The following is a 24154-nucleotide window of genomic DNA, read 5'->3' on the forward strand; positions in this document are numbered from 1 at the left end:
AGCATGCACCCGGTTTCCTACCGTCTCGAGGCGTCCTGGCAGCCGGATGGCGGGCCGTTCGGGCAGTTTACCTTCACGCTGTTCAATTTCTCCGGCGCGCCACTTTCCGGCTTCAGGATCGTCTACACCTCGCTCACCCGGGTGATCGATCCCAAGGCCTGCGACAATGCCGTGTTCCTGCGCCGTAACGCCAATTTTCACGAATTCGCGCCGCCTGCGGGGCTGACGATCGAAAACGGCGGGAGCTGGACCTTCACCGTCAGCGGCCTGCACCGCAACGCGCGCCACTGCACCGACGGTGCCAAGTCCGCCTATCTGACGCTTGCCGATGGTGGTCACGTGCCGGTCGCTGTCTCCGATCTGTTGCTTGAAAATGCCGTCAGTGAACCGCCGCCGGTGCGGCTACCGGACGGCAAGCTCGATCAGCCCTATGCGTTGCAGCCCTGGCCAGCGAAGCTTGAGCTTCGTCCTGGAGACGGTTTTCCAGTGGTGCTCTATCCGGCGGTCGGCTCGACGGGCGAGGATGTCGCTGCCATCGATACGGTTCTGGCGATGTACCATCGGCTGTTCCCTGCGGGCCACGCCCCCTTCAGCCTGGCAGCCTCGAAGCAGGGGCGGGCGATTGTCTTTACCGCCGACGCTGGTCTTAAGGCTGAGGCCTATCGGCTCGACCTCTCTGAGACCGAAATCCGGCTTAGCTTTGGCGGCAGCGCCGGCCGGCAATATGGTTTGACCAGTCTGGCCCAGCTTCTGGATGGGGCACGCAACCATCCGGAAAAGTTCCGCTTTCCGGCGAGCGGCAAAATTTCGGATGCGCCGCGTTACAGCTGGCGCGGTTGCCATCTCGACGTCTCCCGCCAGTTCTACCCGACGGCGGATGTGGCGCGGCTGATTGACATTCTCGCCTGGTTCAAGCTCAACGTTTTCCACTGGCACCTGACCGACGACGAGGCCTGGCGCCTGGAGATCAAGGCCTACCCGCAGCTGACGACGCTTGGCGTCCTGCGCGGGCCGGATGAGCCGCTTCTGCCGCAGCTTGGTAATGGCGCTGAGCCTGTCGGCGGCTTCTACAGCCAAGCGGACGTGAGGGCGATCGTCGCGCAGGCGACGGCGCTGCATGTCGATGTCGTGCCGGAGATCGATATCCCTGGCCATAGCACGGCGACCTTGGTGGCGCTGCCGGATCTGACAGACGGTCAGGAGGCCCCGGAGAGCTACCATTCGGTTCAGGGCTATCCCAATAACGCGCTCAACCCGGCCGTTGCCTTTACCTACGAGTTTCTGGAGAAGGTCCTCGACGAAATGGTCGAGCTTTTCCCGAGCGCCTACATCCATATCGGCGGCGACGAAGTGGCGAACGGTTCTTGGCTCGCTTCGCCGCTGGCCAAGAAGCTGATGGAGCAGGAGGGCATCTCCGGCACCTTCGCGCTGCAGTCCTATTTCCTGAAGCGGGTGAAGCAGATGTTGACGGCGCGTGGCCGCAAGCTCGCCGGCTGGAACGAAGTGGCGCATGGCGGCGGTGTCTCGACCGAAGATACGCTGCTGATGGCCTGGGAGCGGCCGGAGGTCGGCATCGAGCTCGCCCGCGAAGGCTATGACGTGGTGATGACCCCCGGCCAGGCCTATTACCTCGACATGGCGCAGGCCGATGCCTGGCAGGAGCCAGGTGCAAGCTGGGCCGGCACGGCGACACCCGCCCACACCTACGGCTACGAGGCCGAGGGCGAATTCCCGGACGAGCTGACGGCCCGCCTCAGAGGCGTGCAGGCGTGCATCTGGTCCGAGCATTATCTTTCGCGCGGCTACTTCAACCGGCTCGTCTTCCCGCGGCTTCCGGCGATCGCCGAGGCGGCATGGACACCGAAGTCGGCGAAGGACTGGCTGCGCTTTGCGGCCATCGCGCCGCTCAGCCCGAACCTCTGAGAGGAACGCTCATGCGCATCGCCGTTGGTGGCATCCATACCGAATGCAGCACCTATTCGCCTGTTCTGATGACAGAGGAAGATTTTCGCGTTCTGCGCGGCCAAACGCTGCTGGACGCCGAGTACTTCAGTTTCATGAAGGCCGAGGGTGTCGAGCATCTGCCGCTTTTGCATGCCCGCGCCGTGCCCGGCGGCCCCGTGTCGCGCCCAACCTACGACGCCTTCAAGGCCGAGTTCCTCGAAATGCTGCGTGACGCGCTGCCGATCGACGGGCTTTATCTCGCCATGCATGGCGCCATCAAGGTCGACGGGATGGACGACGCCGAAGGCGACTGGATCTCCGCCGCCCGCGCTGTCGTCGGTCCCAATTGCCCGGTGGCGGCGAGCTACGACCTGCATGGCAATGTGAGCCAGGAGATCATCGACCAGCTCGATATTTTTGCCGCTTACCGCACCGCGCCGCATATCGATACGCCGGAGACCATGACCCGTGCCTGGTCGATGCTGGTATCTGCGCTGAGAGACGGGACGCGCCCGGGCATCGCCTGGGCACCGGTCCCGGTCCTGCTTCCCGGCGAATGCACCTCGACCGAGGACGAGCCGGCAAAGTCGCTCTACGTGCAACTGCCCGAGATCGATAAGCGGCCGGGCGTTCTCGATGCCAACCTGATGGTGGGCTACGTCTGGGCCGACGAGCCGCGGGCGACCGCCTGTGCGGTCGTAACGGCCACCGACAGGGCGGCGGCCAAACGGGCAGCGGAAGAGATTGCCGCGGGCTACTGGTCGGAACGTCGAAACTTCCGCTTCGGTCCGGTCACCGGACCGCTCAACGAAATGCTGGATATCGCCGAGCGGGCGACGACGACGCCGATCATTCTTGCGGACTCCGGCGACAACCCGACCGGCGGCGGCGTTGGTGATCGCGCAGACGTGCTGAAGGCGCTGCTCGCCCGCGGCTGGCGGGGCGCGTTGATCGCCGGCATCACGGACCTGCCGGCGGTCGAAGCCTGCTTTGCCGCTGGGGTCGGCGAAACGTTGATGCTCAAGATCGGCGGCAGCCTCGATCCGGCAAGCCCCCGTGCGGAGATGCTGGCCGAGGTCGTCACGCTGGATGATCCCGGGCCTGCGAAAGAGCGGCAGGCGGTGGTGCGGGTCGGCGCGATCGATGTCGTTATCGCGGCACGGCGCAGGCCCTACCACAACATCGAGGACTTCCGGCGGCTGGGCCTCGACCCTGAGGCGGTGCGGCTGCTCGTCGTCAAATCGGGCTACCTGTCGCCCGAACTGGCGCCGATCGCCAACCCCAACCTGATGGCCCTGACTGAAGGGGTCGTCAATCAGGACATCCAAGGGCTCGCGAGCCTCCGCCGTCAGCGGCCGGCCTACCCCTTCGATCAGGACTTTTCCTTTGAACCCGTCGCCCGCTTTTCGGCGCGTTGGTCGAGCGGCGCCTGAGACATGCTTCGCACATTTCCTACCCGAGTTTCGGGTAGGGGCTTCCCTCAAAGCACCGCGCGTCGTTCGACGCGCATGGGCGCTGAAACGCCTTAGCCTTCCGCATAACACCGTCCTTAAATCGATCACAATTTAAGCGATTGTGCGATATCCTCCACCCGCTTCGCGGACACATTCTAGCATGACCTCCACCATTCTCAGCGCCATGCGCAACCCGGCCATGCGGATCAGCATGCTGGCAATCTTCCTGTTCGGGTTTGCCGGTGCGGCCACCTCGCCCTACCAATCCGTCGTCGGCATCAACGAGCTGGGGCTCAGCGATGCCGTCTATTCGCTGCTGATCCTGCTTGCCTCGACGGTGAACGTCATCGTCAGTGTTTCGATCGGCATTCTGGCCGATCGCGTCGGCAACTACCGGCTGCTGATGTCGACGGCGATCTTTTTCGGCGTTGTCGGCTACGGCATCGTCTATGTGCTCCCGCATCAGATGAGCTTCGTCGTTAGCGTCTTGTTGCTGTTGCCGATCTACGGCGCGGTCTACACGCTGCTCTTTGCCAATGTGCGCAGCATCGCCCGGCGGATGAGCGGCCATGACGCCGCCTCGCTCACGACGGGCGCCCGCGCGGCCATATCAGTGTCCTGGGTTCTGGTGCCAGGACTGGTCGGCTTTGCACTCGCCGGCGGCGACAGCATGCTGCCGGCCTATCTGCTCGCCTGTCTCGGCTGCCTCGCCAATCTGCTGATCGTCTATTTTAAACTGCCCAACGAAAGCGGGGCCGACGCATCGCTCGGCAAGCGGCTTTCTTACTGGACGTCTTTTCGGGAGATCCTGGCGCCAGGGATTTTCCTGCGCGTCATCGCCGTTGCGATCATCACCTCGTCGCTACACGTCAACGCCGCCGTGCTGCCCCTGATCATGACTGACGAGATCGGCGGCAGCGTCACCGATATCGGCATCATCGTTGGGATCGTCGCTTTCCTCGAAGTCGTGTTCATCTTCGTCTGGGCGCGCATCCAGCTGAGCCTTGTTCCATTCAAGGCGCTGGCGCTCGGAACCGCGATCTACATCGGCTACATGGTGCTGCTCGGCTTCTCGACGGCGACCTGGCAGATCTACGCGCTCACCTTGATCAGTGCCTTTGGTGCCGCCGCGTTGATCACGATCCCGATCAGCTACCTCCAGGACCTGATTGCCGACCGCCCGGGCCTCGGAAGCTCATTGCTCGCCGTGAACCTCTTCCTGAGCGGCGGCCTTTGCGCCGGGCTTTTTGCGCTCGGCACGCGGATCAGCGACTATTCGGGCACGGCGCTGCTTGGCGGCGCCGCAGGCCTTGCCGGGCTGGTGCTGCTGCTCGCGCTCGACGGCGATAAAACAGGGAAGAAAACATTCCGCCGCTCGTGAATTAGTCCCAGGGCTCATCGACAAAACTGCAGGTGAACTTTGTCTGGTTGTCCTGGAGACATCTCTTCTTTTGATCGGCGAGGATCATGATCCTCGCGAAGAAGCGCGAAAAGTCGGCCTTGCTGGAGGTAAACGTGGCTATCCCCAAAGCGTGCGCCTGGGCCTGCGCCACGCAGGTCGCCAATTCCTGATCGGGGACATCGCTGTTTGCAACGATGACAGCGCGGTCAAATCGCCCTTCCGCGGAATAGTTCACGGCGGAAGCGCAATTTGGTACGCCAGTTGCTGCAGTATCGTTCAGCAGCCGCTCGTAGTAGGGGTCGAAGCCGAAATCTTCAATTTTGCTGACGTCGACCCGGCCATTCTTGACGACATCCTTTCTGAAGATCACGCCGATGGTGTTTCTTCCGAGGCCCGGTTGGGCCTTGGTCTCAATTCCGGCGGCCATGGCGATCATTTGAATTGTCGAGAAGACCACGTCCCTCTTCTTGGTCTCCCCTTGGCTCATTCCGACGCCAATAAATTCCGGGAAGGCGGTAAAGTGCCGTTCTCCGTTGCGAACAGGGCCGAAGAAACTCACGTTTTGAGCGACCGCAGACGAGGCAACAAAGACGCTCGCAAGAAGCCCGGTGGCAAACATAAGATGTCTAATGGTTCTTCTCCCGTACCCGCCCCAGCGCATGAAGCCTTCTCATAAAAAACCAGCGCTCGCGTGAGCGAACAGAGATGTTCTGCAACGCGTCGCCAGCAATGCGATGGCATCTCGATTTTTCTAGCATTGCTATCAACAGCTGCAAGGCGCCGGAGCGAGGAAGACGCAGTCCTGACGCTAGTCTCATCAAAAAGTGATTGGGGCGCCTTTCGGCGCCCCAATCAGTATGTCCGTGAGTATGTCGGTCGAGAGCGGATCAGTTGCCGAGAATGCCCGGCAGGCGCAGGCCCTTTTCCTTGGCGCAATCGAGCGCAATGTCGTAGCCCGCATCGGCATGGCGCATGACGCCGGTTGCCGGGTCGTTCCAGAGCACGCGTTCGAGGCGCTTGGCCGCATCGTCGGTACCATCGGCGCAGATGACGACGCCCGAATGCTGCGAGAAGCCCATGCCGACGCCGCCGCCGTGGTGCAGCGACACCCAGGTGGCGCCCGATGCGGTGTTGAGCAGGGCGTTGAGCAGCGGCCAGTCCGAAACGGCGTCCGAGCCGTCCTTCATCGCTTCGGTCTCGCGGTTCGGCGAGGCGACCGAGCCGGAATCGAGGTGGTCGCGGCCGATGACGACCGGCGCCTTCAGTTCGCCGTTCTTGACCATTTCGTTGAAGGCGAGGCCGAGGCGGTGGCGATCGCCGAGGCCGACCCAGCAGATGCGCGCCGGCAGGCCCTGGAAGGCGATGCGCTCACGTGCCATGTCCAGCCAGTTGTGCAGGTGCTTGTTGTCGGGAAGCAGTTCCTTGACCTTGGCGTCGGTCTTATAGATGTCTTCCGGATCGCCGGACAGGGCCGCCCAGCGGAACGGGCCGACGCCGCGGCAAAAGAGCGGGCGGATATAGGCCGGAACGAAGCCCGGGAAGGCAAAGGCGTTTTCGAGGCCTTCTTCCTTGGCCATTTGGCGGATGTTGTTGCCGTAGTCGAAGGTCGGGATGCCCATGTCCTGAAAGGCGATCATCGCTTCGACGTGGTCGCGCATCGAGGCGCGCGCGGCCTTTTCGACGGCCTTCGGATCGCTGACGCGCTTCTCCTTCCACTGGCCCATGGTCCAGCCCTTCGGCAGGTAACCGTTGACCGGGTCGTGCGCCGAGGTCTGGTCGGTGACCATGTCCGGGCGGATGCCGCGGCGGACCATCTCCGGCAGGATTTCGGCGGTGTTGCCGAGCAGGCCGACGGACTTGGCTTCGCCGTTCTTCGTCCAGCGGGCGATCATCTCCATCGCTTCGTCCAGCGTCTCGGCCTTTTCGTCGAGGTAGCGGGTGCGCAGGCGGAAATCGATCGAGTCCGGGTTGCATTCGACGGCCAGGCACGAAGCGCCTGCCATGACGGCGGCGAGCGGCTGGGCGCCACCCATGCCGCCGAGGCCGCCGGTCAGCACCCACTTGCCCTTAAGGTTGTCGCCATAGTGCTGACGACCGGCTTCGACGAAGGTTTCGTAGGTGCCCTGAACGATGCCTTGCGTGCCGATATAGATCCACGAGCCGGCGGTCATCTGGCCGTACATGGCGAGACCCTTCTTATCCAGCTCGTTGAAGTGATCCCAGGTCGCCCAGTGCGGCACGAGGTTGGAGTTGGCGATGAGAACGCGGGGCGCATCCTTGTGGGTGCGGAACACGCCGACCGGCTTGCCCGACTGCACCATCAAGGTTTCGTCGTCGTTGAGGTCCTTTAGCGTCTCTACGATCTTGTCGAAATCGGCCCACGTGCGGGCCGCACGACCGATGCCGCCGTAGACGACCAGCTCGTGCGGGTTTTCCGCGACGTTCGGGTCCAGATTGTTCATCAGCATGCGCAGCGGCGCTTCGGTCAGCCAGCTCTTGGCATTGAGCGTGGTGCCCTGAGGGGCGCGCACGTCGCGAATATTGTGGCGCGGATTGTTGATGGTCATGCCTCGCTCCCTGTCAGTGTCTTGAGGTCAAATGCGATGGTTTCGATGCGGTTCACGATCGCACCCAGCGGCTTTCGCAACAGGGCGGATCGTGTGGCGTCGAGCGCGAAAGGCGGCTCTTCGGCGGTGAGATGGGTCGATTGCGCGAGTTCCATCTGGATGGCATGCACGCCGGTTTCCGGGCGGCCATAGTGGCGGGTCGTCCAGCCGCCCTTGAAGCGGCCGTTGAGAATGCTGCTGTAACCTTCCGCAGCGGCAGCGATTTCGGCCGTCGCCTTCTCGATGTCAGGCGCGCAGGTCTTGCCCATGTCGGTGCCGATGTTGAGATCCGGCAGCTTGCCTTCGAACAGGAACGGAATGTATGAGCGGATCGAGTGGCAGTCATAAAGCACGACCACGCCATGGATCGCCTTGACCCGCTCGATCTCGGCGGCAAGGGCCGCGTGATAGGGCGCATGGAATGACCGGAGCCGTTCGGCGATATCCGCTTCAGTCGGTGCCTCTCCGTCCTTCCAGATCGGCTTGCCGTCGAAGTCCGTTTCCGGGATCAATCCGGTCGTGTTCTGGCCGGGATAGAGGCTGACGCCCTCGGGATCGCGGTTGGCGTCGATCACGTAGCGGTGGAAGGTGGCGCGAACGACGGTCACCTCCGGCAGCAGGCCATCATAAAGTTGATGGATATGCCAGTCGGTATCGGCGAGGATCCGACCGTTATCGTTCAGCCGATCCCAGATCGCAGCCGGCACGTCGGTGCCGGTATGCGGAAAGCCGAGAATGACCGGCGAGTTGCCTTGTCTGACTTCGACGACCGCCATTTCAGGCCTCCAGGCTTGGCAGGATGCCGGCGGAGACGGCGGCGTTCAGACGGCCCGAGGCGATGAGGTCGCCGGCGGCCTTGAGGTCGTTGGCCATGTAGCGGTCCTCTTCGATCGTCGGCGAGACGGCGCGAAGGGCGGCAGCGGCCTTCTGTAATTCAGGGCTCGTGGCGAGCGGCGCGCGGAATTCGACGCCTTGGACGGCGGTCAGTGCTTCGATGCCGACGATTGAGAACAGGTTCTCGGTCATCTGCAGCAGGCGGCGCGCGCCATGGCAGGCCATGGAAACGTGGTCTTCCTGGTTCGCAGACGTCGGCGTCGAGTCGACAGACGCCGGATGCGAGAGCTGCTTGTTCTCCGACATCAGCGCCGCCGAGGTGACTTCCGCGATCATCAGACCAGAGTTCAGGCCCGGCTTCTTGGCGAGGAAGGCCGGCAGGCCGTAGGAGAGAGCCGGGTCTACGAGCAGCGCGATGCGGCGCTGCGAGATCGCGCCGATCTCGCAGACGGCAAGGGCGATCTGGTCGGCGGCAAAGGCAACCGGCTCGGCGTGGAAGTTGCCGCCGGAGACGACCGAGTTGTCAGAAAGAACGAGCGGGTTGTCGGTGACGGCGTTGGCTTCGGTTTCAAGCACGCGGGCGACCGAGCGCAGCAGATCGAGGCAGGCGCCGTCGACCTGCGGCTGGCAGCGGATGCAATAGGGATCCTGCACGCGCTCATCGCCTTCGATGTGGCTTTCGCGGATTGCCGAACCGGCAAGCAGCGCGCGGAGAGCCGCGGCCGTATCGATCTGGCCGCGATGACCGCGCAACGTATGGATATCCGGATGGAAGGGCGCCGACGAGCCCATGGCCGCATCGGTCGACATGGCGCCGGTGATGAGTGCCGCCTGTGCGGCACGATGGGCGCGGAAGAGACCGGCGAGTGCCAGCGCCGTCGACGTCTGGGTGCCATTGATCAGCGCAAGGCCTTCCTTGGCGGCCAGCACCACCGGCTTGAGGCCGGCGGCGGACAGCGCTTCGCCGCCGGACATGCGACGGCCTTCGAAATAAGCTTCGCCGTGGCCCATCATGACTGCGGCCATATGGGCGAGCGGGGCGAGGTCGCCGGAGGCGCCGACCGAGCCCTTTTCGGGAATGACAGGGATGACGCCCTTTTCGAGCATGGCTTCGATCAGCCGCACGAGTTCGAGGCGGACGCCGGAGGCGCCGCGACCGAGGGAGACGAGCTTCAGCGACAGGATGAGGCGAACGACGTTCTCGGCGAGCGGCTCGCCGACTCCGCAGCAATGTGACAGGATCAGGTTGCGCTGCAGCGTTGCAACGTCGGCGCTGTCGATCTTGATCGAGGCGAGTTTGCCGAAGCCGGTGTTGATGCCGTAGACCGGCGCGTTACCGGCGACGATCTCGGCAATGCGGGCGGCAGCCTTGTTGATGCCGGCGTCAAAGGACGGATCGAGGCGGGCCGGCTCGCCGGTCCAGTAAATGGTTTCGAGATCGCGGAGGGGCACGGAGCCCGGGTGTAGAGTGATGGTCATTGACCGATCCTTTGCCCTCTAAAGATGCGTTCATGAAGCGGATTGAAGCCGATGCGGTAGACGAGCTCGGCCGGATCCTCGATGTTCCAGATTGCCAGATCGGCGGATTTTCCGACTTCGATCGTGCCGGTTTCGGCCAGTAGGCCAAGCGCGCGGGCGGCTTCGCGCGTCGCACCGGCAAGGCATTCGGCAACCGTCAGCCGGAAGAACGTCGCCGACATGTTCATGGTGAGAAGCAGCGAGGTCAGCGGCGAGGTGCCGGGATTGCAGTCGGTGGCGATCGCGATACGCGCGCCGGCATCACGCAAAGCCTGGACCGGCGGCAGGCGCTCTTCGCGCAGCGCATAGAAGGCGCCGGGCAAAAGCACGGCGACCGTACCTGATTTGGCCAGGGCCGCAGCCCCTTCGGCGTCGAGATATTCGAGGTGGTCGGCCGAAAGCGCGCCGTAGGAGGCCGCGAGCTTTGCGCCGCCAAGGTTGGAGAGCTGTTCTGCGTGCAGCTTGACCGGCAGGCCGAGTGCCTTGGCGCGGTCAAAGACGCGGGCGATCTCGGCAGTCGAAAACGCGATGCCCTCGCAGAAACCGTCGACCGCATCGACCAGGCCTTCGGCATGGGCGGCGTCGAGGCCGGGCAGCACGACATCGGTGACGTAGTCATCGTTGCGGCCCCTGTAGTCCACAGGCGTTGCGTGTGCGGCGAGATAGCTCGTCATAACGCGCACCGGCCGCAGCGTTTCGAGTTTGCGGGCGGCACGCAGCATGTTGAGCTCGGCCGTGACGTTCAGTCCGTAGCCGGATTTGATTTCGACGGTCGAGACGCCTTCGGCAAGAAGCGTGTCGAGCCGCGGCAGGGTGCTTTCGACAAGCTGGTCGACGGTCAGCGCATTGGTCGCCTTGACCGAGGAAACGATGCCGCCACCGGCACGCGCAATCTCTTCATAGGTGGCGCCTTCGAGGCGCATCTGGAATTCGCGGGCGCGGTTGCCGCCATGAACGAGATGGGTGTGGCAGTCGATGAGAGCGGGCGTCACTACGCGGCCCTCGTAGTCCGTCGCTTCAAGGCTGCGTGCGAGGTCGGCGGGCAGTCCGCTCTCCGGCCCGGCATAGGCGATACGCCCATCGACGACCGCAACGGCCGCATTCTCGACGAGGCCAAGACCGTCAACGGTTTCGCCAAGCGTCACGAGACGCACATTGCGCCAGATGCCGGATGTCTGCCTGCGGGTCGAGAGTTCGTTCATCAGGTCGCCTCCACTGAATATAATGTATATACATATTAATTCGCTCCACAAGGGGAAATTTATGGAGCCTGCGGAAAAGGAAAGGGTGATCGGCCGAGTGAAACAGAACGGGGGCTTTGAGGAGATGACCGTAGAACTCTGATTTCTCGGGAATTTCTCACCCCGGGTTCGTCATCACCGCAGGCAAAAAGAAAAGGCCCCGAGCCCTGAGGTTCGGAACCTTTGTCTGTGTCCTTGGAATGGGGATCGCGACGCGTGCCCGCGACCCGAAATCCTGCCGGGCCGCGAAAACAGATCACGCTAAACCGCGTGATCCGCCTTAGTGCGCAGCCGTTCAACCACCTCGACGAAGCGATTTCCGGCAATGTCGAGGCGACCGCTGTTGTCGATCACGCTGACATCCGGGCCTGAGGTCACGTCAGGAGCCTGGCGGCTGAGGCGTCGCAAAACTTCCTGTTCACTTTCGCGGCCGCGTTCGGCAAGCCGCTTTGCAAGCACCGGCGTCTCGGCTGTAACAACGACGACGGCGATCTCGCCGAAGGCTTCGCGGAACGCCGGCAGGGCACCACGACTGCCATTGACGATCGCCGTCATGCCGTCCCTGACATTCCTGAGCACAACGGCGGGGATGCCGTATTTCAGCCCATGCGCATCCCAGAAAACGGCGAAGGCGCCGTCCTTCTGCATCTCGACGAACTCGTCTTCCGAGACGCTTTCATGTACCTCACTGCCGGCATCCGACGGACGGGTGATGACACGGCGGACGAAATGCACGTCGTGACAATCCGCAAAATGCCGGGCGGCAAAGCCCATGACGCTGTCCTTGCCGGCGCCGCTCGGTCCAACAACGACGACAAGCGCGCCGCCCTGGTTGTTCGCGCTCATGCGACACGCCGTCCTTCGCGCCAGACGGAGCGCACGACCGGGATGCCTTCCTTGCGATGGACGCGAGCGATATCGGCGCGAAGGCCGACGCCGATTCGACCGCGGTCATCGAGACCGACGGTACGCGCCGGCGTCGACGTCACCATGGCGATTGCCTTTGGCAGGTCGACAGCGTCGAGTTCGTCGGAGAGCACGAAGGGGGCGTGGATCAGGCTGAAGGGCACATAGTCCGACGACAGCACGTCGAGCACGCCGCGCTCGGCGAGATCGCGGGCGGCGATGTTGCCGGAGTGCGACTTGCCGCGCACGATGTTCGGCGCGCCCATCAGAACGCTGAGGCCCGCGCGGTGCGACGCCTCGGCGGCCTCGAAGCTCGTCGGGAACTCCGCAAGCTTGATGCCGAAGCCGATCGATTCCTCGACGTGGTCGACGGTCGCGTCGTCATGGCTGGCGATCGTGATGCCGCGGGCCGCACAGGCCTCGGCGAGCGCGGTGCGGTGCGGACCGGCATACTTGGCCGACAACGCCTGCTGCCGCTTGACGAAGCGCGCGAATTCTTCGTCCGAGAAGCCGCGCTTGGCTTTATAGTAGAGCGTGTACTGGTCCATCGTCTGGAACTGGCGCTGGCCCGGCGCATGGTCCATAAGCGAGACGAGCTTGACCTGCGGATCGTTCTGGAAGTCCTCGTAGTGATCGAGCACGTCGGACGTTGAAACTTCGCAGCGCAGGTGGATCAGGTGATCGGCGCGAAGGCGGCCCTCTTCCTTGGCCTGGGCCAGCGCGTCGGCCATGCTGCGCATCTCGCCCTTCTGGAAACCGCCATCCTCATCGGAGCCGAGACGCAGGCAGTCGAAGACCGTGGTGATGCCGGAGGTGACCACCTGTGCGTCATGGGCCTGGATTGCCGCGATCTTCAGCCAGCGCACGCCCGGGCGCGGCGAGTAGTGGGCTTCGAGGTGGTCGGTGTGCAGCTCGATGAGGCCGGGGATCAGATAGTCGCCTTCAAAGTCCTCGCCGCTGGCAACCGTGCCCTCGGAAATGTCGGCAATCTTGCCGTCGCGGATCAGCACCGAACCGTCGAGGATGCTATCCTCGAGGACGATGCGGGCGTTGGTCAAAACCTGTTCTTTGCTCATCTCATGCGATCTTTCGTTGGGTGTCGCTGCCGAGCGGCAGCAGGGAGCGGACAGTAAAGGGTGCGCCGCGCTCCGGTTCGACGAAGAGCGCGACTGACGTGACGTGAAGTGGCTTGCCGATATGCTCGGCAAAGGTGGTTTCGAGCGCGGTACGCATCACACCGCTGGTTTCCGTGGGCACCGGGCCAGTCAAGGTCAGGTGGAACTGGAACTCTTCGAAAACATAGGGATAGCCCCATTCTTTGAGGTAGCGCCTCTGGCGCTCCGGCAGGCTGTTTGGCTTGCGGCGGGCAAAGTCGGCGTCCGACAGCGGCGCGCGGAACGGGTCGAAGCGGTGAACGGCGTCTTCGGCCAAATCCAGCAGGTCGACGCAAGGCGCGGACGGCACGAGTGCGAAGAACGGGCCCAACTGGTGCAGCACGATTTCGGGGATCTCGAACGGGTCGAGGTCGGCGGCAAAGCACTCGAAAATACTTAGGAGCTCGTCTTCGTCCCGGCCTTCGGCAAGCTCGAAGGGAGCCTTCAGCGTACCGTGGAAACCGTAGCGCCGCGGGTCAGCCGTCAATGTGCGTTGCGTCTCTTCGTCAATCCCGGCGATCGTCGGAAGCGTGAGGTCCTCACCGGTAAAGGCGTCGCGCCCCAGCCAACGGGACGCGACCTGCGACAGCCGGTCGTCCGCCGGCGGCGCGAAATAGATGGCATAACGCACGGTCTTCACTTTCTTGTAGCGACCGGTCCGCCGGGCGGCGGATCGATTGTTTGCGGGATGCGATGCGCAGCTAGCCGATTTCCATGACAACATCATGATGGCGGACACGCAAATGCTTGGCTGTCGTCAATGTGCCTTGCTGCCCATCAGGCGCGAACGGCACGCGTTCGAGATGCTGTCGAAAATAAAGACAACCAGCAAGATCAGAAGCACCATATAGGCGACATTTTCCCAATCGGAATTGGTACGCATCGCTTCCCAGAGTTTGAGGCCGATACCGCCGGCGCCGACGGCGCCGATGATCGTCGCCGAGCGAGTGTTCGATTCCCAGAAGTAGAGCGCCTGGCTGGCAAAAACCGGCAGCACCTGCGGAAGCACGCCGAAGCGCTGCACGGCAAGCGGCGTCGCTCCGACCGACTTCACGCCCTCGCGCTGCTTGTCATCGATGTTTTCCAGCGCCTCGGAATAGAGTTTGCCGAGCGTACCGGTGTCGGTGAAGAAGATCGCGGAGATGCCGGCAAGCGGTCCGGGGCCGAAGGCGCGGGTGAAGAACAGTGCCCAGATGAACATGTCCACCGACCGCAGGAAGTCGAAGAAGCGCTTGACCACCTGGTTGGTCAGGAAGCTCGGCGTGATGTTTCTGGCGGCAAGGAAGCAGAGCGGGAAGGCGATCAGCGACGCAAAGAGCGTGCCGACGAAAGCCATGACAACCGTCTGCAACAGCTTCGTCCAGACGTCCAGATGCTGCCATTCGGCGTTATAGAGGATGTTGTTCCAGGCGAGCGAAAGGTTCGAACGCGTCGGGTCGATCTGTTCGCCGGATGTGATGAGCGCGACGACCTCGCCATAGCTTTTGCCGAAGAAGGGCGAGTTGGTGTCGAACAGGAAGTTCGCCCAACCGAAGAAGCGGTTGCGGACGGAAACCTCGTCGCCTTCCACTTCAGCCCACCCGGTGGCGCCAAAGGCAAGCACGATCTTTTCGCCTGGCCGCTTCTGTGTCGCCCAGGCGGGCAGTTGGCCCTGCGGCCTCACCGTGTCGACGCCGTCTACGGTCATCACAAACGTGTCACCGCCATGGGTAGCCTTCACCAGGCCATCGGCGATCTCGATCCTGGTCGAGCGGTCGTAGGTTACGACGACGCGCGTCAGCACGTCTTCCGTCCGGGTTTCGATACGGTTCTGGGTTTCGGCAGCGGCTGTGCCACCGAGCGCGGAGCCGGGCGCCATGAAGCTGAACGACGAGCTTGCCTTCGGCTTGACCGCCTGCGCGGTGGAGGCCGGTATCTCGACCTGGCGCGTCACCGTCTGCCTGTCGAGCTCCACCCAATCCGGATTGGGATTGGGCCCGAGCGGCGAATTGCGCTGATAGTTGAGACGCATCGTCCGGTCGGGGGCGACGTGGATTTCCGGGCGTACCTCATAGGAAACCCAGTCGGCGAGGTAGGTGCCAGCGATGCCCCAGTTGGCATTGCCGAGCACGTGGCCGATCGAGAAGAACCACCAGCTGAAGATGAGGTGGGCGACGACGCCGCCGGCGATGGCTGCGGTGCGCACGCGGCTGGAGGTCGAGGATTTGAGGAGGTCGGGATGGCGGCTCGCGATCGCGTCCATTTCCATCGGGTTCAATCGTGTGGTCGTGGTCATGGTACGCACCTACTGGGCAAGCTGGAAGGCCTGCTCGCCAACGAGGCGGCGGCGAAGCCAGGCGGAAAACTGGTCGACGGCAAAAATGGTCGCAAACAGCAGGAGGACGATTGCAAGGGTCTTGGCCTGGTGTCCCTGGCCGATCGAAAGGCGCAGCAATTCGCCGATGCCGCCGCCACCGACGGCGCCGATGATCGTCGAGGCGCGCACGTTGATCTCGAGGCGCAGCAGGAAATAGCTGGTGAAATTGGGCAGCACCTGCGGCACCATGCCAAACCAGACGCGCTCGATCCAGTTGCCGCCGGCAGCCCGCAGGCCCTCGTCCGGCTTCATGTCGGCGTTTTCGACCACTTCATAAAAGAGCTTGCCGAGCGCGCCGATCGTGTGGATCGAGACCGCGGCGATCGCCGGAATGGGGCCGAGCGAGAGGATCGCGAGGAAGAAGCCGGCGATCACCACCTCCGGAAAGGCCCGGAGAACTTCCATGATGCGGCCAACGATGCCGCGGATCCACGGATTGGGCATCAGGTTGCGCGCGGCAAGGAAGCAGAGCACGAAGCCGAAGGCCGTACCGATCACCGTCGAAAAGATCGCGATGTTCACGGTCTCCAGCATCTTGTGCACGTATTCGGGGATGTAGAAGCTTTCGGTCAGGTACAGCCGGCCCTCGGGGTAGTTGTACTTGAAGCTGCCATCGTCATAGGGCGAGGGCAGGTCGAACATGGCGCGGAAAATTTCTAGCCCGTCGCGCGGCGCGAGATCGCCGACGAAATCGAAGAAATGCGGCAAACGGTCGAAGAACTTGCCGGCATTGGAATCGTTGGCGAACCAGAGCGAGCCCGATAGCGCCAGGAGGAGAACGCCGAAGCCAAGCCAGGAATAGAGCCGGCGGCGGGAACTGAGTTCCTGCCAGTGACGCTCGATGACGGCGCCGTTGTCGCTCAGATGTCGCGGGAGCAGGGAAGTTGCCATGACCGTTCCGGCTTTCGCCGGCCTCTTGAGCATTTCCAGGTAAAGTGCGAAGCGGTTTTCCGCCCCGGAAATGCGTGAAAACAATGCGGCGAAGGATGCGAAAGCACCCCTTCAAACAGTGAAACGCTGGCCGTTTGGGCGGCCAGCGTTCCCGAGTGGTGCGGGTCTATCAGCCGCCGATCGTCGCCTTGCGGGCGTCGATGATCGGCTTGTAGAAGTCGGCGTTGACTTCGGTGTAGCCGGTGAAGTCACCGCCCTGGATGGCCGAGAAGCAGGCCGCGTCGGTCTTCGGCAGGTCCAGCATGAACTGCTTGAACTTCGCCTTCATGTCGTCGTTCATCGTGTTGCGCACGACGATCGGGCCGTTCGGGATCAGCGGCGACTTCCAGAGCTCGACCAGGTCGTTCATGTCGAGGATGCCCTTGTCGACCATCTTCTTCAGGTTGCCCGAGGTGTAGCCGTCCTTGAATTCGCCGACGCCCGAGCCGAAGGTCGTGCCGGCATCGAAGGTGCCCTTGACGACTTCGAGAACGAGGTTTTCGTGACCGCCGCCGAAGCCGGTTTCACCGAAGAATTCCTTGACCGGGGCGCCGATCGCTTCCGGGAGCGTGACGAGCGGGACGAGGTAGCCCGAGGTCGAGTCCGGGTCGGCGAAGCCGAGCTTCTTGCCCTTCAGGTCTTCGATCTTGGTGATGCCGGAATCCTTGCGGGCAACCATGATCGAGTGGTAGCCGGTCGAACCGTCGGTCTGAACGGTCGTCAGGATCGGCTCGACGGCGTCAGCCTTGGCGAGGTAGATCTTGGCGTAGCCGGAAGCGCCGAGTTCGGCGTAGTCGAGCGTGCCGCCGAGCAGGCCCTGGATGACGCCGTCATAGTCGGCGGCCGGGAACAGCGAGACCTTCTCGACGCCAATGGCGGCCGGCAGCTTGTCGACCAGGCACTGGAAGTTGCGCAGGCGGTCGGCTTCGTTTTCGCCGCCGAGGATGCCGATGCGGAATTCCTTCAGGTCTTCAGCCTGGGCGTGGCCGACGAGGGCGAGGAGCGCTACGGCGCCCAGAAGAGCTTTCTTCAGCATAAGGTTCTCCCGTGTCCGGCTTGGCCGGATCCTATTGGGTTTCAAAGAGGTGCCCTTGACGCGGGCTTTCGATCATGGCGGGCGTCAGATGCCGGCCAGTGCCAGCGGCTTGAGGCCGGCCGATGCCGTTTCTTCCTGCGGTACTGCCGCCGGAATGTTGATGCTGGTGGAGGTCATCGATTCCTCGATGCCTGTGTCGGCGCCGTAGATCTCGGCAACCGCTGCCGCGGTCAGATCCTTGGGTTGGCCGTCGAAGACGACGCGGCCATGCGCCATGCCGATGATGCGTTCGCAATAGTTGCGGGCGGTATCGAGCGTGTGGAGGTTGGTGATCACCGTGATGCCATCGCGCTCGTTGATATCGCGCAGCGCATCCATGACGATCTTGGCGTTCAGCGGGTCGAGCGAGGCGATCGGCTCGTCGGCAAGCAGAACCTTCGGCTGCTGCATCAGCGCGCGGGCGATCGCGACGCGCTGCTGCTGGCCGCCGGAAAGCGTGCCGGCCGGCTGGAGCGCGGTCTGCTCGATGCCGAGGCGCTCAAGTGCGCCGATCGCCATGATGCGTTCTTCACGGGTAAACATGTTGAGGATGCTCAAAACGGTCGAGCGGTGGTTGAGACGCCCGAGCAGCACGTTGGTGAGCACGTCGAGGCGCGGCACCAGGTTGAACTGCTGGAAGATCATCGCGCAGTCGCGCTGCCAGGTGCGAAGGGCAGCACCGCGCAGCGACGAAACTTCCGTGCCGTCGAAGACGATCGAGCCGGATGACAGATCGACGAGGCGGTTGATCATACGCAGAAGCGTCGACTTGCCGGCGCCCGAGCGGCCGATCACGCCGACCATCTGGCCCTGGGGGATGTCGAAGGTAACCGAACTCACGGCTGTCTTCTTGCCGAACTGGCGGGTTACATTCTTCAACTGAAACATGTCTAGCAGGTCCTCTTCCGGGGAGACCGGTCATCGGTATGACCCTGCCATATCGGCGCTTCATGAAGCCGGAATGTCAGTTTGTTGTAAGTTCTGTTACAGTTCACAGCCCCGCATGTTTGGTTAACAAAATTTGAATGGCTTCGCGCAGGCGCCTGCGCTCCCCGTCAACTTCAAGGGGGGCGCATCAACATCGAGCGGATATCTGTGGTCGGAGCCGCCGTCGCGGCGCAGTCGCTAGCTCTGTGGACCGGGGTCCAGCGTCGCGCCGGGAACATAGAGCGCAATCGGCCGGATCTCGTAGATCGCGGTCGGATTGGAGCGGCGCAATTCGCGCGCGGCGTCAACTGCCGCGTCGATGGCCGGGAAGTCGACGACGTAGAGGCCGAGCAATTGCTCCTTGGTTTCGGCAAAGGGGCCATCGGTGACAATGCCTTCGCCCTTGCCCCTCAGCGTCACAGCACCTTCGGTAGGCCCGAGCCGTGCGGCCGGGCCAAAGGCCTTCTGCTGGACGAACCGGTCATGAACTTCAAGCAGGTCGGACATCAGCGCTTCGTCCTCCTCCTCGGTCCAGGATTCGACGACGCCTGCTGTATGGTAGGCCAAGATTGCGTAATACATGAACCGTCCTCCCGCGCGTATTCCTGTCAGGTTTCGCCGGCCGCATCAACGCCTCGTCGTGCGGACGGCGTCACCGAGCGTGCAGCCGGAGTGGGGCGCGTGTTCAGCGGATCAGCCCCAGGCCGCCGCTGCCCAGCGACAGGCCTGCCTGGCAATCCGAGAACCGCGCTTGATCTCGCCGCGGGCTGCTGCGTCGCGGGCCCTCCAGACGAAGCCGCGCGCGAGCGAGCGGGCAACTTCGCGCCCGGGTATCTTCGGCTGAGCGCGCGCAGGCCTTCATCGATCGCGGCGTTGCCGAAGACCTCGTCACAGTCGTATTTCGACCCCGTCGCGCGCCGCAGTATCGTGTCAGGCGTGGCCTCCCTCGCCTGCGGCCAACTCTGCTCGGGCTAGCGTTCCAATCGAGCCGGGCTGAACTTTGCGGCATCGAGGCCGATCGCTTCGAAGGCCTCGGGCGCTGGTGCACCGACGAGGAGGCTTGCGGCGAATGCGCCGAGCGCCGGTGAGGTGAGGATGCCGTAGCCGCCCTGGCCGGCGAGCCAGAAGAAATCCGGTCGCTCGCGGGCAAAGCCGATCACCGGAAGCTTGTCCGGCGAGAAGCTACGCATGCCGGCCCAGCTCTTGAAGATGCGGCGCAACGGCACGGTCGTTGCCTCCTCGACGTAGTGCGCAGCCCAGGCGACGTCGATCTCCTCCGGCTGGACGTCGGCCGGCTCGCACGGCGTTGCGTCAGCGGGCGAGGAAAGCAGCCGCCCGCCTTCGGGCTTCATGTAGAAGTCTTCATCGATCTCGTTGATTTCGGGCAGCGTCAGCGCGTCGATGCCTTCGGGCAGGTCGACGGTGATTGCGGTGCGGCGATGCGGCACGATGCCGATGGGGGCGACGCCGAACGATTGTGCGACGGGATCGGCCCAGCCGCCGGCAGCATTGACGATCGTCTTTGCACTGACTTCGCCGGCACTCGTCGCCAGCACCCAGCGGTCGCCGTTCCGGCGCGGCGCCAGCACGTCCGAGCGCTCGATAATTACCGCGCCATGGCGACGCGCGCCCCGGACGTAACCCTGCAGCAGGTTCTCGACTTCGATGTCCCAGAATTGCGGATCGTAATAGGCCGCAGCCACATAGTCGCGGCGCAGGATCGGCACACGCGCGATCGCCTCGTCGACGGTCAGCCGTTCAATTTCGGCGTTGGCACGGCTCTCCGCGGCAAACACCTCTTCGAACCGGGCAACTTTCTCGGCATTGGCGATCATGACGCCACCGCGCTGCTTGAGCAGCGCGACGTCCGAGAAGCCTTCGGGCGGATTATCGAAAAAGCTCTTGGATATCGCCGCCAGCGCACAGACCTCCGGCGCGTTATAGCGCAGCACGAACTCTGCCGCCGAGCGGCCGGTGCTGTGATAGCCGAGCCCTTCTTCCCGCTCGATCACCACGACGGAGCGATGCGGTGCCAGGAAATAGGCAAGCGACAGGCCGGCGATTCCACCGCCAATGATCGCCACGTCGTAGTCTTGCATGTCCGCCTCCGTTGGTTGTCGGCGGGACCATAGGCAACGCATCATCTGTGTTCAAATTTATAACTGGAAAGGCGGCTATCAATCTTGGTGATGGTCAGGCCCGATCGTCGAGGCAGTGGTCCAGCGGCTCCGTATCGGCCACATGGGCAAGAAATGCGGCTTCTGCCGGATTGAGGATCGCATTCGGATTGGAGATGCGGAAGACATCGGTGGTGGGCAGATCGCTATAGGGCGGCAGCTGCCACAGTTGGCCCGCCGCGACGGCTGGCGATGCCAAGTGATCCGGCAGCATGCCGATGCCGACATTGGAGGCGATCAGCCGCATCACCTCCTCGACATTGCAGGAGACGGCGCGGACCTGCTGGCCAAAAGACCCGATCGCGCGCACGGCGGTTACCGAGTTCATGTGCTGGCCGCCCAAAACGTCGGCGATGAAAGCGATATAGGGATTGCCCCTGAGGTCGTTGAAGTCGACACCTTCGACGCCGAAAAGCGGATGGCTTCTGCCGCAATAGAGCGCATAGCGCTCGCGCACGTGAAACCGCCTGTTCAGCCAGTCGGGAATGTTGCCGTCGCATAGGCCCATGGTCGCAACATTGCGCTCGACGGCGCTCAACACATCCACGGTAGTTGCGACCGTGACCGACAGCGTGACCTTGGGGTGCAGGCGAAAGAAGCTTTCGAGCTTGCGGTCCCAGGCGGGATTATGCGCGTGGCTGACCGAGTGGATGTTGAGATGGCCGGTGATCTCCTCGCCGGCGGTTTCAAGAACATTCGGCAGGCGGATGACGGCTGCGAAGATATCGCGGCACTGCGCATGCAGGCGCGCACCGGCGTCGGTCAGGTTGAAACGCCCGGGACGCCGGTCGATGAGTTTCTGGCCGACGGTTTGCTCCAACCGCTTCAACGCCATGCTGACGGCCGGCTGTTGCAGGAGCAACCGGTTGGCGGCGGCCGTGATGCTGCCTTCCTCGACGAGCACGACGAAGGTGCGCAGCAGATTCCAGTCGAGATTGTGGGCGAAGCGTTCGAGGCGGTCATTGGCCATGGTCGTGGCTTGCTTCTGATCTCTGGCGTTGAACTGGCCCTTTGTTCTGCAAGGAGGGAAGCGGAGCGAAGGACGTCCGTTCTTGTCGTCATATTCCAGCGAATTTGCAACATGGGCTGCTCGGTGGCGAACGAGGGGCCATTCCCCGGACGCATGAGGCGGTGCCTCAATTTCGTTTGAAACGGCATGCACCCCTTGCGATAACGTGAGCCGAATAATCCGATGGGAGAGAAACATGGCCGGCAAGACGCAATTTCAATGGGATGATCCGTTCCTCCTCGACGATCAGTTGACCGAGGACGAGCGCATGATCCGCGACACCGCGCGGGCCTATGCGCAGGACCGGCTGCAGCCGCGCGTCATCGACGCCTACCGCGAAGAATCGACCGATCCGGAGATCTTCCGCGAAATGGGCGAGCTCGGTCTGCTCGGCGTCACCGTTTCCGAAACCTATGGCGGCGTCGGCGCTTCCTACGTTGCCTACGGCCTCGTTGCCCGCGAAGTCGAGCGCGTCGATTCGGGCTACCGCTCGATGATGAGCGTGCAGTCGTCGCTGGTGATCTATCCGATCTATGCCTATGGTTCTGAGGAGCAGAAGCAGAAGTACCTGCCGAAGCTCATCAGCGGCGAGTGGATCGGCTGCTTCGGCCTGACCGAGCCGGACGCCGGTTCTGACCCGGCCGGCATGAAGACGCGCGCGATCAAGACCGAGAGCGGCTACCGCCTCGTCGGCTCGAAGATGTGGATCTCTAACGCACCGATCGCCGATGTCTTCGTTGTCTGGGCAAAGTCGGAAGCGCATGGAGGCGCCATCCGCGGTTTCGTGCTCGAAAAGGGCATGAAGGGTCTGTCCGCCCCGAAGATCGCCGGCAAGCTGTCGCTGCGGGCGTCGATCACCGGCGAAATCGTCATGGACAGTGTCGAGGTCGGCGAAGAAGCGCTGCTGCCGAACGTCGAGGGTCTCAAGGGCCCGTTCGGCTGCCTTAACCGTGCCCGCTACGGCATCTCCTGGGGTGCGCTCGGCGCTGCCGAGTTCTGCTGGCATGCGGCGCGTCAGTACGGTCTCGATCGCAAGCAGTTCAACCGGCCGCTGGCGCAGACGCAGCTCTTCCAGAAGAAGCTTGCCGATATGCAGACGGAGATCACGCTCGGCCTGCAGGGGTCGCTGCGCGTCGGCCGCCTGATGGACGAAGGCCGCATGGCCCCGGAAATGATCTCGATCGTCAAGCGCAACAATTGCGGCAAGGCGCTCGACATCGCCCGCATGGCCCGCGACATGCACGGCGGCAACGGCATCTCGGAGGAATACCAGGTCATGCGCCACATGGTGAACCTCGAGACCGTCAACACCTACGAGGGCACGCATGACGTCCATGCGCTGATCCTCGGTCGCGCCCAGACCGGCCTTCAGGCCTTCTTCTGAGCGGTGCCGTCATGGAAACGCCGCTGAAGGGCATTCGTGTCCTGGAATTGGCCCGCATTCTGGCGGGCCCATGGATCGGCCAGACGCTGGCCGATCTCGGTGCCGACGTCATCAAGGTGGAAAGCCCGGCCGGCGACGACACCCGCACCTGGGGGCCGCCCTTCGTCGCGGGCGAGGAAGGCGAGAAGCTCGACGCCGCCTATTTCCACGCCTGCAACCGCGGCAAGCGCTCGGTGGTGCTCGACTTCACGACCGAGGAGGGGCAGGAGGCCGTGCGCCGCCTTGCCGCCCAGTCGGACGTGCTGCTTGAGAACTTCAAGGTCGGCGGGCTTACGAAATACGGGCTCGACTACGAGAGTCTGAAGAAGATCAATCCGCGACTGATCTACTGCTCGGTCACTGGCTTCGGCCAGGATGGTCCCTATGCGCACCGCGCCGGCTACGACTACATCGTCCAGGGCATGAGCGGCATCATGGACCTGACCGGTGAGCCCGATCGCGAGCCACAGAAAATCGGCGTCGCCTTCGCCGATATCTTCACCGGTCTTTACGGCGTGATTGCCGTGCAGGCAGCCCTTGCCCAGCGCGAGCGTACCGGCAAGGGGCAGCAGATCGACATGGCGCTGCTTGACTGCATGACGGGCGTGCTTGCCAACCAGGCGCTCAACTTCCTCGTCTCGGGCAAGGCGCCGCGCCGGCTCGGCAATGCGCACCCGAACATCGCGCCCTATCAGGTCTTCCCGACCTCGGACGGTCACCTGATCGTCGCTGTTGGTAACGACCGGCAGTTCGTGAAGTTCTGCACCCTGCTCGGGCGTTCGGATCTTGCGACCGACGAGCGTTATCTGACCAACGCGCTTCGCGTGCAGAACCGGGACACGTTGACGCCGGAACTCGCCGCCGAAACCGCGAAGATCGAGCGCGATACGCTGTTGAAGTTGCTGGAAGATGCAGGCGTGCCCGGCGGACCGATCAACACCGTTGCCGACGTCTTTGCCGATCCGCAGATCGAGCATCGGCAAATGCGTGTGGATACGCCGCATTCGGGGGCCGCTGCCGGTACGTCGCCCGGGGTCCGGACGCCGATCCGGTTTTCGGCCGCCGAGCTTGCGCTCGAGCGTGGCGTGCCGCGACTTGGAGAGCATACGGCCGAGGTGTTGGCCGAAATCGGGATGGACGCGTCGAAGAGCTATTAACGCGACGTGAGACGCTGAGTGTCTCGTTTAGGCGTGACCTG

20 protein-coding genes are annotated in these 24154 nt (G+C 63.4%); 5 read left to right on the top strand and 15 right to left on the bottom strand.

The window, feature by feature from the left end; genetic code table 11:
* Positions 1–3 precede the first annotated feature (3 nt).
* From AC3WVQ_RS23445 to AC3WVQ_RS23455, 3 genes are all read left to right on the top strand, one after another.
* Positions 4–1923, top strand: coding sequence for a beta-N-acetylhexosaminidase (locus AC3WVQ_RS23445; protein WP_492383022.1), 1920 nt, complete (start codon positions 4–6; stop codon positions 1921–1923).
* 11 nt (positions 1924–1934) lie between these two features.
* The gene (locus AC3WVQ_RS23450; protein WP_034799565.1) at positions 1935–3377 is read left to right on the top strand and encodes a M81 family metallopeptidase; all 1443 of its coding nucleotides are present in this window, start codon (positions 1935–1937) and stop codon (positions 3375–3377) included.
* Between the two features lie 181 nt (positions 3378–3558).
* Positions 3559–4779 carry an MFS transporter gene (locus AC3WVQ_RS23455; protein ID WP_060530310.1) on the top strand — a complete coding sequence of 407 codons (1221 nt, stop codon included), beginning with the start codon at positions 3559–3561 and terminating at the stop codon, positions 4777–4779.
* 1 nt (position 4780) lies between these two features.
* On the opposite strand, the gene AC3WVQ_RS23460 is transcribed toward AC3WVQ_RS23455, so the two are convergent.
* From AC3WVQ_RS23460 to AC3WVQ_RS23530, 15 genes are all read right to left on the bottom strand, one after another.
* A complete protein-coding gene (locus tag AC3WVQ_RS23460; RefSeq protein ID WP_034799569.1) occupies positions 4781–5419 on the bottom strand; it encodes a hypothetical protein in 639 nt (212 codons plus the stop codon).
* A 268-nt stretch (positions 5420–5687) separates the two neighbouring features.
* Complete coding sequence (hutU, locus tag AC3WVQ_RS23465) at positions 5688–7361, bottom strand: urocanate hydratase (protein ID WP_034799763.1); 1674 nt, start codon at positions 7359–7361, stop codon at positions 5688–5690.
* A 2-nt stretch (positions 7362–7363) separates the two neighbouring features.
* A complete protein-coding gene (hutG, locus tag AC3WVQ_RS23470; protein ID WP_492383023.1) occupies positions 7364–8182 on the bottom strand; it encodes an N-formylglutamate deformylase in 819 nt (272 codons plus the stop codon).
* A gap of 1 nt (position 8183) precedes the next feature.
* Entirely contained in the window at positions 8184–9719 is a 1536-nt protein-coding gene (hutH, locus tag AC3WVQ_RS23475) for a histidine ammonia-lyase (protein ID WP_060530312.1), read from the bottom strand.
* Positions 9716–10960: an imidazolonepropionase gene (gene hutI, locus AC3WVQ_RS23480; RefSeq protein ID WP_492383024.1), complete on the bottom strand. Its 1245-nt coding sequence runs from the start codon at positions 10958–10960 to the stop codon at positions 9716–9718. Before hutI ends, hutH begins: the two co-directional genes overlap by 4 nt.
* A gap of 300 nt (positions 10961–11260) precedes the next feature.
* Entirely contained in the window at positions 11261–11845 is a 585-nt protein-coding gene (phnN, locus tag AC3WVQ_RS23485; protein ID WP_492383025.1) for a phosphonate metabolism protein/1,5-bisphosphokinase (PRPP-forming) PhnN, read from the bottom strand.
* Complete coding sequence (locus AC3WVQ_RS23490; protein ID WP_113293622.1) at positions 11842–12981, bottom strand: alpha-D-ribose 1-methylphosphonate 5-triphosphate diphosphatase; 1140 nt, start codon at positions 12979–12981, stop codon at positions 11842–11844. Before AC3WVQ_RS23490 ends, phnN begins: the two co-directional genes overlap by 4 nt.
* 1 nt (position 12982) lies before the next feature.
* On the bottom strand, positions 12983–13690 hold the full coding sequence (locus tag AC3WVQ_RS23495; protein ID WP_060518331.1) for a DUF1045 domain-containing protein: 708 nt from the start codon (positions 13688–13690) through the stop codon (positions 12983–12985).
* 126 nt (positions 13691–13816) lie between these two features.
* Entirely contained in the window at positions 13817–15334 is a 1518-nt protein-coding gene (gene phnE, locus AC3WVQ_RS23500; protein WP_492383026.1) for a phosphonate ABC transporter, permease protein PhnE, read from the bottom strand.
* A 9-nt stretch (positions 15335–15343) separates the two neighbouring features.
* On the bottom strand, positions 15344–16306 hold the full coding sequence (phnE, locus tag AC3WVQ_RS23505) for a phosphonate ABC transporter, permease protein PhnE (protein WP_492383027.1): 963 nt from the start codon (positions 16304–16306) through the stop codon (positions 15344–15346).
* Positions 16307–16475: 169 nt separating this feature from the next.
* A complete protein-coding gene (gene phnD / locus AC3WVQ_RS23510) occupies positions 16476–17381 on the bottom strand; it encodes a phosphonate ABC transporter substrate-binding protein (protein ID WP_034799586.1) in 906 nt (301 codons plus the stop codon).
* Between the two features lie 84 nt (positions 17382–17465).
* Positions 17466–18308 (bottom strand): phosphonate ABC transporter ATP-binding protein, encoded by an 843-nt coding sequence (gene phnC, locus AC3WVQ_RS23515; RefSeq protein WP_034799588.1) that lies wholly within the window; start codon positions 18306–18308, stop codon positions 17466–17468.
* 237 nt (positions 18309–18545) lie between these two features.
* On the bottom strand, positions 18546–18929 hold the full coding sequence (locus AC3WVQ_RS23520; protein ID WP_060601428.1) for a YciI family protein: 384 nt from the start codon (positions 18927–18929) through the stop codon (positions 18546–18548).
* A 389-nt stretch (positions 18930–19318) separates the two neighbouring features.
* Entirely contained in the window at positions 19319–20446 is a 1128-nt protein-coding gene (locus AC3WVQ_RS23525) for an NAD(P)/FAD-dependent oxidoreductase (RefSeq protein WP_492383028.1), read from the bottom strand.
* 94 nt (positions 20447–20540) lie between these two features.
* Positions 20541–21494 (bottom strand): LysR family transcriptional regulator, encoded by a 954-nt coding sequence (locus tag AC3WVQ_RS23530; RefSeq protein WP_435383341.1) that lies wholly within the window; start codon positions 21492–21494, stop codon positions 20541–20543.
* Positions 21495–21729: 235 nt separating this feature from the next.
* On the opposite strand from AC3WVQ_RS23530, the gene AC3WVQ_RS23535 reads away from it, so the two are divergent.
* Both AC3WVQ_RS23535 and AC3WVQ_RS23540 read left to right on the top strand, forming a co-directional pair.
* Positions 21730–22917, top strand: coding sequence for an acyl-CoA dehydrogenase (locus AC3WVQ_RS23535; protein WP_060530318.1), 1188 nt, complete (start codon positions 21730–21732; stop codon positions 22915–22917).
* An 11-nt stretch (positions 22918–22928) separates the two neighbouring features.
* On the top strand, positions 22929–24113 hold the full coding sequence (locus AC3WVQ_RS23540) for a CaiB/BaiF CoA transferase family protein (protein ID WP_492383029.1): 1185 nt from the start codon (positions 22929–22931) through the stop codon (positions 24111–24113).
* Positions 24114–24154 lie beyond the last annotated feature (41 nt).

The sequence above is a fragment of the Ensifer sp. EB106-05-01-XG146 genome, assembly GCF_058791875.1.